This window comes from Streptomyces sp. NPDC059851, from assembly GCF_042732005.1.
Classification (GTDB): Bacteria; Actinomycetota; Actinomycetes; order Streptomycetales; family Streptomycetaceae; genus Streptomyces.
On the sequence record NZ_JBHWJJ010000234.1, the window covers coordinates 1 to 6,638 of the forward strand.

6 protein-coding genes are annotated in these 6,638 nt (G+C 75.0%); 3 read left to right on the top strand and 3 right to left on the bottom strand.

Going from position 1 to position 6,638, the window contains the following annotated elements; translation table 11 throughout:
• Positions 1-172: 172 nt before the first annotated feature.
• Positions 173-1,180 carry a TauD/TfdA family dioxygenase gene (locus ACFV7Q_RS37955; protein WP_385435507.1) on the bottom strand — a complete coding sequence of 336 codons (1,008 nt, stop codon included), beginning with the start codon at positions 1,178-1,180 and terminating at the stop codon, positions 173-175.
• Positions 1,181-1,408: 228 nt separating this feature from the next.
• On the opposite strand from ACFV7Q_RS37955, the gene ACFV7Q_RS37960 reads away from it, so the two are divergent.
• Together ACFV7Q_RS37960 and ACFV7Q_RS37965 are read left to right on the top strand one after the other, a co-directional pair.
• Positions 1,409-2,182 (top strand): 4'-phosphopantetheinyl transferase family protein, encoded by a 774-nt coding sequence (locus ACFV7Q_RS37960; RefSeq protein ID WP_385435508.1) that lies wholly within the window; start codon positions 1,409-1,411, stop codon positions 2,180-2,182.
• Between the two features lie 96 nt (positions 2,183-2,278).
• Positions 2,279-2,863 carry a hypothetical protein gene (locus tag ACFV7Q_RS37965; protein WP_385435509.1) on the top strand — a complete coding sequence of 195 codons (585 nt, stop codon included), beginning with the start codon at positions 2,279-2,281 and terminating at the stop codon, positions 2,861-2,863.
• Between the two features lie 16 nt (positions 2,864-2,879).
• Here ACFV7Q_RS37965 and ACFV7Q_RS37970 read toward each other — a convergent pair whose 3' ends face one another.
• Positions 2,880-4,745 carry a BTAD domain-containing putative transcriptional regulator gene (locus tag ACFV7Q_RS37970; protein ID WP_385435510.1) on the bottom strand — a complete coding sequence of 622 codons (1,866 nt, stop codon included), beginning with the start codon at positions 4,743-4,745 and terminating at the stop codon, positions 2,880-2,882.
• 117 nt (positions 4,746-4,862) lie between these two features.
• Positions 4,863-5,312, bottom strand: coding sequence for an Lrp/AsnC family transcriptional regulator (locus ACFV7Q_RS37975; protein WP_360638911.1), 450 nt, complete (start codon positions 5,310-5,312; stop codon positions 4,863-4,865).
• Between the two features lie 140 nt (positions 5,313-5,452).
• Here ACFV7Q_RS37975 and ACFV7Q_RS37980 point away from each other — a divergent pair, with 140 nt between their 5' ends.
• Positions 5,453-6,454 (top strand): asparaginase, encoded by a 1,002-nt coding sequence (locus ACFV7Q_RS37980; protein ID WP_385435511.1) that lies wholly within the window; start codon positions 5,453-5,455, stop codon positions 6,452-6,454.
• The last annotated feature ends 184 nt before the right edge of the window (positions 6,455-6,638 follow it).

Sequence of the window (6,638 nt, forward strand, 5' to 3'; positions counted from 1 at the left end):
GTTCGCCGGTCCGTCCGGCTCCGTCCGTGCCCGAGCCGGGCGTCCGGTGCGGCTGGTACGCCGCGGCGCGCTGGTGATCCAGCCGCCCTCGGCCCCGGCCCCCCGCGACCCCGGGCGGGCCGCCCCCCCCGGGGGGCCGCCCCTCCGCGCGTGCGGCCGCCGGAGCGTGCGCTCAGTCGAGGACGGCACCGCCGTCCTTGCGGTCCACCCGGCTGCGCCGGTGGTCCAGGTGCGCGTACACCCGGTGCAGCCAGCGGTCCTGGCCGTCGTAGCGGGGGGTGAAGGAGGTCCGGCCGTGCACCGCGAGCCGGTTGTCGACCACCGCGAGGTCGCCGACGCGCAGCGCGATCGCGGACATCGTCCGCATGAACGCCTCCCGCAGCTCGTCCATGGCGGCCGCGGCCTCGTCGTCCAGCGGGTGCGTCGCCGCGAAGTCCACCAGGACGTCGGGGTCGGCGAGGTCGCCGACCAGCACCGGGTGGGCCGGCGTCACCGAGTTCAGGCCGCCGAACGACGGTGGGGGCTCGGTGAGGAACCGCGGCGCGGCGAGCACCGAGACGGTCTGCCCGGACAGCAGCGGAAGGGCCCGGCGTATCGAGGAGGTGCACAGTTTCGCCTCGCCCGTCGCATCCTCGCGGACACAGAGCAGGCCGACGTAATCGGGCTTGTTGTCGTGGAACGCGTTTTCCACGTGGAGTTCCAGGAGAACGGAACCCGCATTGCTCTGGGACCGCTCACTGCCCGGCACCGGAACGACGTTCTGCACGAGTGCGCCGGTTTTCTCGCTGCGATAGGCGATGACCTCGCCGATCTGCGACATGGCCGCGGTGACCAGGGCCGAGGCGACGGCCGGCACGCGTTCCACGGAGCCGGGCACGGTCGGCGTCACCGGAAGCGGTTCGTCCGCCACCACCGGCACGTTGCGCACCAGCAGCACCCCGTCGGGCCCGGCGTCGTGCCGGAACCGGCGCAGCAGGGTGAGGAGCGGGCGCGGCAGCATCGCGGAGGCGTCCCGGACCGTGTCCAGCCAGGCCGGATCGTCGATCAGGGCGGGGGAGGAGGCCAGGACGTCGGCCGCCAGGGCGAGCATCGCGTCGCGCTCGGCGTCGGTGAGCGTCAAAGCGCCCGCCACCGGGGCGGCCGAGCCGAGGGTGAGGGTGTGCTCTTGAATGTGAGGCATGAAGGAATTTCCTCGGGTCGATGAAGGCTGACCCGAGTCAGTTTCCGGACCCGAACTATCCCGGTCCTATGGGAAAAAGGGCCTTCGTGGCCCCGTCGACAGGTATAGCCGAGGGATAGTTGCCCCCACCATTCTCATGGGGCGGCTTTGTCTCCGGAACGTCCCGCCGAGGACCCGGGGCCGCGCGTCCGCAATACGTCCGACGGGGGAGAAGAGAGGGGGATTTCCATGGCATTACGCGAGGAGGGCACCCCGGGCACGGCGACGTCCGTGGCCGGTGCGATGGCCGCCCGGGGCGAGGCGCACGTCTGGTGCTGGCGCCCGCCGGAGCGCACCGACCCGGCCGACCTGCCGCTGCTGGACACCGAGGAGTTCCGGCGCGCACTGTCCCTGCCCGCCGAACGGGACGCCGCCGCCTTCGTCCGCTCCCGCGCCGCGGCCCGCCGGGCACTGGCCGGCCTGTTCGGCCTCGAACCGGGGGAGCTGGCCCTGGCCCGGAGCGCGTGTCCCGGTTGCGGGGACGCCGGCCACGGCCCGCCCCGGCTCGCCGCCCCGCCCGTGCCGCTGGTGCTGAGCATGAGCCGTACGGCCGGGGCCTGCGTCCTCGCGGTCGGCACCGGCTCCGCCATAGGCGTGGACGCCGAGGCGTTGCGGCCGGTGCGCGCCGCGGCAACAGCTGACCCCGACCTGACCGCCGCCGAGCGGGGTCACCTCGGCGCCCTACCGGCCGGTCCGGAGCGGGACGCGGCCTTCCACCGCATCTGGACCCGCAAGGAGGCCGTGGTCAAGGCCACCGGCCTCGGCCTGTCCGGAACCGAACTGGGGCTGCTGGAAACGCATCCGGCCCGCCCCGGACCGGTGCGGATCCTCCACACGCACCGCGGCCGGACCACCGCTTGGACGGTGGAGGACCTCGCCCTCGTCGAGGGAGTCGCCGTCGCGCTCGCCCGGCCGGCCGGCCCGGCCGCGCACGGCCCGGTGCACACGCACCCGGACCACTGACCCGCCCGCCCTGCCGGCGGACCGGCCCCGCCCTACCGTCCCCCGCTCGTTCCCGCCCCTGTCCCCGTCCCCGCCCCAGCGAAAGGCCGTCCAGCCATGACCATCGAGTCCTACTTCCCCGTGGAGCAGCTGATCGCCGACCGGGCCGCCGGTGCCGCCCCCCAGGCGCAGGCCCCCGACGCCGCTGCCGGTGCGTCCGGTTCGCCCGCACAGCTGCTCGGCCTGGCCCCCGAGGACCTCACCGCGTACTTCGCGCAGATCGCCGAGGCCGTCGAGCGCGACGACCCCGGTCCGGCTGCCCGCGGCGGCTGGGAAGAGCGGGAGCGGCTGCGCTTCTCCACCTGGGTGCGCCAGGTCTACGCCCACCCGCTCTCGCCGGCCGTGTTCGCGCTGCCGGCGGACCGCGTCGTCCGCGGGGTCCAGCTGCGTGAAGCCGCCGAACTGGCCTTCCGGATCGACGTGGGCCGGGCCCGGGCCAAGGCCCCGAAGCCGTCCGCCGAGGTGCGGGCGACGGCCGCCGTCGCGTCCGCCTGGGCGATCGCGGCCGACGCGCTGTCGCGGTCGCCGCGGCCGCCGCGCGAGCGGGTCGTCGCCGACGTGTGGACCATCGTCCGCGAGGCCATCGAGCCCGCCCTGCGGCCGACGGGCACGGTGTTCGCCCGGTCCCACGGCTCCTGGTGACCGCCGCCGGGTCGGGTCACCGCACCGCGGAGGGCAGGGCCCGGCCGGCGTCCAGCTCACGGGTCGTCAGCGAGGCCGCCAGCAGCCTGACGAGGTCGTGGCAGCGGTACAGGGGACGCCCCTGCGCGTCCAGCCCGGACAGCTCCAGCAGGGCCCGGTCCACCAGACCGTCCAGGGCCGCCTCCGCGTCCTCCTCCGCGGTGCCCAGCACCAGGGCCGCGTACTGGGCGGAGAACGGCTCGCCGTCCCCGTCGGCGAGTCCCGTCAGCGCGGCCAGCTCCGGCCCGTCGAGCCGGCGTACGGAGTCCACGAGCGAATCCCGCACGCTCACGTCACCGAACGCCAGCTCGCCCAGCCGGGCGTCCGGGTCGGCGAGCCGGGCCGCCAGCCGTGACACCGGCCAGTGCGCCCGGGCGGCGAGCCGGGCCCCGGCCACCGTCAACGCCAGGGGCAGCCCGGCGCAGTACGCCACCACGTCGTCGGCGGCGTCCGGCTCGGCCTCCAGCCGGTCCCGGCCGGCGAGCGAGGCCAGCAGCTCCAGCGCCTCGTCGTCGTCGACGGGGGTCAGCGCGGTGGTGTCCGCGCCGGCCACCCGGGCCAGCCGGGCCCGGCTGGTGATCAGCACGGCCGCCCCGGGCCCGGCGGGCAGCAGCGGGGCCACCTGCCGGTCGCCGACGGCGTCGTCGAGTACGAGCAGCAGCCGGGCGTCGGCGGTCCGCGTCCGGTACAGCCGGACCAGCTCCTCCGGGTCGCCGGAGGCGGCGGCAGCCTCCGGCCGGCCCAGCGCGCGCAGCAACCGGACCAGCACCTCGGCGGGCTCCTTCGGGGTGCCGTCGGGATGGCGGAGCTCCGCGTACAACTGCCCGTCGGGGAAACGCGCCGCGCAGGCCCGGGCCGCGCGCACCGCCAGCGCCGTCTTGCCGACCCCGGCCATGCCGGTGATGAGCAGGCGGCGGGGGCGACCGTCCTCGCGGCTCAACCGGGCACGCAGGGCGGCCAGCTCGGCCCGCCTTCCGGTGAACTCCCCGTACGGGGCCGGCAGCATGGCCGGCACGGCCGGGGCGCCGGGCGCGGTGCCCGTCGCCCGCACCCCGCCGGCCGCACCGGACCGGCTCGGCACGGCGGCCGCGGGCGTGGCCGGCGTCAGCCCGAGGTCCCCGCCGAGCACCGCCTGGTAGGTGGAGCCGAGCGCCTCGCCCGGGTCCACGCCGAGCTGGTCGGCGAGGACCGCGCGCCCCTCGTAGTAGGTGTGCAGCGCGTCGGCCTGCCGGCCGCACCGGTACAGGGCGGTCATCAGCTGCGCGCGCAACCGCTCCCGTACGGGGTGCTCGGCGACGAGGGCGGTCAGTTCGGCGATGACCTGCTCGTGCCCGCCGAGGGCGAGGTCGGCCTCGATCCGGCTCTCCAGGGTGATCATCCTGGTCTCCTCCAGCCGGGGGAGTTCCGCCTCGATCATCTGCTCGGTGGTGTTGGCCAGTGCGGTGCCCCGCCACAGGTCGAGCGCCTCCCGCAGCAGCGCGGCGGCGTCCGCGTGGCGGTGCTCGGCGAGGGCCTCGCGGCCCTGCCGGTCGAGCCGGACGTACTCGGTGAGGTCGGTCCAGGCGCCGGGCGCGTGCAGCACGTAGCCGGGCTGGCGCCGGACGATCGAGGCCTCCTCGCCGAGGTGCTTGCGCAGCCTCGACATGTACGTGTAGATCTGTGCGCTCGCCGTGGCCGGCGGGCTCCACCCCCACAGGAGGGCGCTCAGCCGGGCATCGGAGACGACGCGGCCCTCGGAGAGCAGCAGCGCGGCGAGCACCGTGTGCACCTTGGAACCGGAGAGCGGGACCGTGCTGCCGCCTCCCCGTTTGGCCTCGACCGGCCCGAGAAGCCGGAAGTCCATGCGGCACCCCCTTCTGGTGTGAGCATCCGTTCTGGCTCCAGAAGGTAGGAGGGGGCCTTATTGCCGGGTTATCGCCGCCGGCGGCAGCGCTATCGGGCGGAGGAGGGCCGTCGCGGGTCAGACGGGGAGACCGGTGGGCCCCTTGATCCGCTTCATGATGATCTGCGAGTTGACCTCGGTGACCCCGGACAGGGCGGTCAGCTTCTCGATCCACAGGCGCTCGTACGCGCGCAGGTCCGCGACCGCGATCCGCAGCAGGCAGCCGGGGCTGCCGAAGAGCCGGTAGGCCTCGATGACGTCGGGGATGTCCTGGAGGGCCGCCTCGAAGGCCTCCACGGCCTCGCGGTCGCGGCGCACCTCCACCGAGACCAGCACTTCGAAGCCGCGGCCGACCGCCTCGGGATCTATGACGGCCCGATAGCCGCGGATCACCCCGTCCTGCTCCAACTGGCGCACGCGGCGCATGCAGGGGGAGGGGGTCAGGCCCACGCGCTGGGCCAGCTCCTGGTTGCTGAGCCGGCCGTCGGCCTGGAGCTCCCGCAAGATTTCGCGGTCGATGGCGTCCACGGCGCAATTATCACCCGAGGGCCTGCCGCGGGCCTGGTGAAACCGGCAATCGAATTGCGCGTCGGAGTCCCTATCATTGCTCTCTACGGAACATCTGTACGAGATGTCACCCCTCGGGGAGTTCGGGAGGAAGGGCGGCCATGGGTCGGATCGTCGTCATCAGCACCGGCGGCACGATAGCCAGCCGCTGGCAGGGTTCCGGCTTCGCCGCCGACGCCGACGGACGGGAGGTCATGGCCACCGCGCCGCTGCCGGAGGGCGTCACCGTCGAGGTGGTGGACCTGTTCAGCGTCAACAGCCCGCGGCTGACCACCGCCCACCAGCTGACCCTGCTGCGCACCGTGCACGAGGTGCTCGCCGACCCCGGCGTCGACGGCATCGTCGTCACCCACGGCACCGACACCCTGGAGGAGTCGGCCTTCCTCGTCGACCTGCACCACCACGACCCGCGCAGCGTCGTCTTCACCGGCGCCCAGATGCCGATGGGTACCGCGGAGGGCGACGGCCCCGGCAACCTCTACGACGCCCTGCTCACCGCGGCGACCACGCGCGGCCTCGGCGTCCTCGTCTGCTTCGCCGGCCGGGTCCACGCCGCCCGCGGCACCGTCAAGACCCAGTCCGTGGCGCTGGACGCCTTCGCCGACCCCTCGCGGGAACTCCTCGGCAAGATCGGCTTCGGCAAGGTCGCCATGCTGCGCTCCCCGCAGCGTCCGCTGCCGCTGCCGCTGCCCGCCATGCCGGAGCTGCCGCCGCGGGTGGACATGGTGATGCACCACTGTGACGGGGACCCGGTCCTGTTCGACGCCGCGGTCGCGGCGGGCGCGCGCGGGATCGTCCTCGTCGGCACGGGCGCCGGCAACGCCACCCCGGAGATCGTCGCCGCGGTCGAGGCGGCCGTCGCGGACGGCGTCCTGGTCGCCCTGACCACACGGGTCGCCGCCGGCCCGGTCACGGAGATCTACACCCACGGCGGCGCGGTGGACCTCGTCGCAGCGGGCGCCGTCCCCACGGGCACCCTCCGCGCCGGCCAGGCCCGCATCGCAGTCCTCTCCGCCCTCCTGGCCTCCGACACCCCGGAGGACCAGTCCCGCACCCTCCGCGCCGCGGTCGCCGCCCCCACCCCGTCCCTAACCCCCGCCTAACCGCTGCCGGTTGCGCGGATCGCTTCCCCACCCCGGCCCGGACCCCGCGCCTCAAACGCCGGCGGGCCGCAAAATCCAGCCCGCGCGGCGTTTGAGCGCACCGGGCGCGAAGCGCCCGGAACGGTCCGGGCGGAGCCCGGTTTCGGGAAGGGGCGGGCTGGGGAATCGCTCCGCGCAGCGGCAG